2 protein-coding genes are annotated in these 3,683 nt (G+C 74.5%); one reads left to right on the forward strand and one right to left on the reverse strand.

Translation table 11 applies throughout. The features are described from left to right. The coding region (locus ACTWQJ_RS48215; protein ID WP_443312706.1) for a BTAD domain-containing putative transcriptional regulator at positions 1-3,214 on the forward strand (3,214 nt) is incomplete at its 5' end. A 52-nt stretch (positions 3,215-3,266) separates the two neighbouring features. On the opposite strand, the gene ACTWQJ_RS48220 is transcribed toward ACTWQJ_RS48215, so the two are convergent. Then, a partial coding sequence (locus tag ACTWQJ_RS48220; RefSeq protein ID WP_443312707.1) for a DNA polymerase occupies positions 3,267-3,683 on the reverse strand: 417 nt, incomplete at its 5' end.

The raw sequence follows: 3,683 nt of genomic DNA on the forward strand, positions 1-3,683 counted from the left end.
GGGTGGTGCGGTTGCTGCTCCGCGCGCGGGCGCGCGGGGCGCGAGCGTAGGTGGGGAAGGAACACGGAGCGCGGGCGCGGGTGCCGGGCGGCCGGCGCTCGCGGTGCGGGCCGTCCGTAGTGCCAAGGTGCGTGTCCTGCTCGCCGCGCTGCTGTTGGAAGCCGGTCGGGTCGTTCCCGTCGAGTCGCTGAAGGACGCGTTGTGGGGCGGGGCACCCCCCGCGTCCGCGCACGCCTCCCTGCACAACCATGTCGCCCGGCTGCGTCGGCTGCTCGACGATCCCGAACGGTTGCGCGCGGTGCAGCCGGGGTATCTGCTGCGGGTCGAACAGGGCGAACTGGACGTCCATGTCTTCGAGGCGCATGTCGCCGCGGCGCGCGCCGCGCACGCCGGGCGGGACTGGGAGCGCACGGTGCACGAGTGCGCGGGGGCGCTCGCGCTGTGGCGGGGGTCGCCGCTGAGCGGGCTGCCGCCCGAGGTGGGCGGGTACGCCTTCGTGCAGCGGCTGATCGAGGCGCGGCTGCTCATGCTGGAGTGGCGGTACGACGCCGAGCTGGCCCTCGGGGGTGAGCGACTCGCCGGAGTCGTACCGGAGTTGGCGGCACTGGCCGCCGAGTATCCGCTGCGGGAGGCGTACCACCGCCAGCTGATGCTCGCCCTGCACCGCACCGGCCGCCGTGCGGAGGCACTGGCCGTCCATCGCGATCTTCGCGCCCGGCTCGTCGAGGAGCTGGGGGTCGAGCCGGGGGCGGGGGTGCGGGAGGCGCATATGGAGGTGTTGCGGGGGGCCGCGGAGGGCGGTTCACAGGGGCCGTCCGACGAGGTTAAGGGGGGTACGACCGCGGGTGGTGAGGGTCGGCACGGCCGCGGGGCGTGCGACGGTGGTTCCGCCTGTGCCGGTGATCCGTCCGTGGGGGACGGGCCGGTGGCCGACGCCGCGCCCCGCGTGCCCCGTCCCTCCCAACTCCCGCCCCCGCCCGGCCACTTCACCGGCCGGCACGACGTACGGGACGCACTGCGTCGAGCTCTCGCTGCGCCGGCCGCCGTGGCCGTCGTCAGCGGTATGGCCGGGGTCGGCAAGAGCGCGCTCGCGCTGCATGTGGCGCATGGGATGGCGGAACGTTTCTCCGATGGGCAGCTCTACGTCAACCTGCACGGCGCCACCCCGGGCATGACCCCCCTCGCCCCCGGCCAGGCGCTCACCGCCCTGCTCCGCGACCTCGGTACCGAGCCCCGCCGTATCCCCGAACACCCTGATGCGGCAGCCGCGTTGCTGCGCTCTCTGCTCGCGCCGACGCGCACGCTGATGGTGCTGGACGACGCCGCGAGCGCCGCGCAGGTACGGCCGCTGCTGCCGGCCGGCACCGGCTGCGCGGTGATCGTCACCAGCCGTTCCCCGCTGACCGCCCTCGACGGCGCCCGCCGCTTCCCGCTTGCGCCGCTGACCGACGCGGAGAGCGCGGAGCTGCTGCGCGCAGTCTCCGGACGGGACGGCCTCGACGCCGCCCACCCGCTCGTCGAACTCACCGGACGGCTCCCGCTCGCCCTGCGCGTCGTCGCGGCCCGGCTCGCCGCCCGCCGGGCGCTCACCCCGGACGTGCTCGCCGGGCAACTGGCCGCCACCGAAGGGCGGTTGCACCATCTGGAGTACGACGACCTGAGCGTGCGCCGCTCCCTCGCCGTCGCACACGACGCGCTCGCCGCCTCCGACCGCGAAGCCGACCGGGACGCGGCGCTGGCGCTGCGGCGCATCGGCGCGCTGGATCTGCCCGCGTACGGTGCGCCGCTGCTCGCCCGGCTCACCGGCACCGACGAGCGGCGTGCCGAGGCCGCGCTGGACCGGCTGGTCGACGTGGCGCTCCTGGAGGAGACGGCGTACGGCCGCTACGCACCCCACGACCTCGTCCGGGACTTCGCCCGTGAGCTTGCGGCGGCGGACCAGGGTGACGACGTGGCCGAGACCGCCCTGCGCTGGTACGCCGCCGTCGCCGAGCGCATCCTCACCGCCATCGTCGAACCTGGCCTCGATCAGGACGACCGCCGCCGCCCGACCGCGACCCAGCCCGCCGAACACGCCTCCCAGGTGGGAACGGTTCCTCCCTTCGACAGCCCGGAAGCAGCCTTCGCCTGGGGGGATGTCGAGCTCACCAATGTCGTTACGCTGGTCGAGCGCCACGCGCACGCGGGGGCTGACCCGGGCGCGGGCGGCGGACGCCTCGATGGCCGACGGCCGGCTGATCGGCGGCTGGACGCGCGGCGTCGAGGCTCGGGCGACCGCGGCCCGGACCACAACCGACGCCCGGACAACCGGCCGGCCTGGCTCTCCACCCTCCTCCGTCTGCTCTTCCCCTACGTCCAGCGCAGCGGTCGCGTCGCCGAGATGGAGTTGCTCGGGCGGGCCGCGCTCGATCTGGCGCGGCGGCTCGAGGACGCGGCGGCCGAGGCGTATGCGCTGGGCGACCTCGCCGGGCTGCACTTTCTGACCGGACGTCAGAGCGAGGCGCTCACGCTCAACGACCGGGCGCTGGAGATCTGGCGGCGGCTCGGTGCCGTCTCCTGGATCCGGCGCTGCCTCAACAACCGCGGGCTGCTGCTGGAGGGGCTGGGCCGGTACGCCGAGTCCGAGGACGCGCTGCGGCAGAGCCTGGAGTACTCCCGGCAGCTGGACGACCCGTACGGCGAAGCCGTCACCTACAGCCATCTCGGCAACCTGTACGAGCACACGGACCCCCGCGCCGCCATCGAACAGCACCGGCGCTCGCTCGCCATCGGCGTCGAGGTCGGCGCCGTCATCGTCCAGCACTCCGCGCACTGCAACATCGGCTACGCCCACCTCACGCTCGGTGAACCGGCCGCTGCCGCGGAGCACTTCGAGGAGAGCCTGCGCATCCTCGGCAGTCACGGCGACTGGCACGGCGAGTCCCAGACCCGGCTCGGCCTGGTCCGCGCCCTGCGGCTGCTCGGTCACGCCGAACGCGCCGGTCGCGAGTGCGCGGAGCTGCTGCGCCGCGCGGAGGCCCGCGCCGACCGCTACACCGGCGGCCTCGCCCGCCATCAGCACGGTCTGCTGCTGCGCGACCAGGGGCGGGCCGAGGAGGCGTACGAGGAATGGCGCTCGGCCCTTGCCGCTCTGGACGGAACGGACGAGCGGGCGGTCGTCGGGGAGCTTCGGGAGCTGATCTCCGGAGGCGCAGGAGCGGAACCGGCCGAGTGAGCAGACCGAGCCGGCCGAAGCACCCGGCGTATCCGAGTCTTCCCACCTGACGTCACTTGGCGTCCGCATAGCACTCCACCACCGCCGTCGTGAACGGAAACCGCACCGGTGTCTCCCCGAAGGTGAGCCGCGCGGCCAGCTCCGCCGCCTCCTGGATCGCCACCACGACTGCCTCGGCCTCCTCCTGCGGGCAGTGCACGATCACCTCGTCGTGCTGGAAGAAGACCAGTTCGGCGGCCAGGTCCGCGCAGGTCCGCCGCAGTGCGGCGAGCAGTAGCAGGGTCCAGTCGGCGGCACTGCCCTGGACGACGAAGTTGCGGGCGAAGCGGCCGCGGGCGCGGGCGTTGGTGGAGGCGTAACCGGGGACCCACTCCTGACCGCCGGCGACGGCCTCGACCAGGTCGTCCTGGGGGATGCCCGCCTCCTCGGCCGCATCCTCACTCGCCCCGGCGGCCGAGGAGGCGGGCAT

This window comes from Streptomyces sp. KR55 (assembly GCF_052245645.1).
Taxonomy (GTDB): Bacteria; Actinomycetota; Actinomycetes; order Streptomycetales; family Streptomycetaceae; genus Streptomyces; species Streptomyces flavusporus.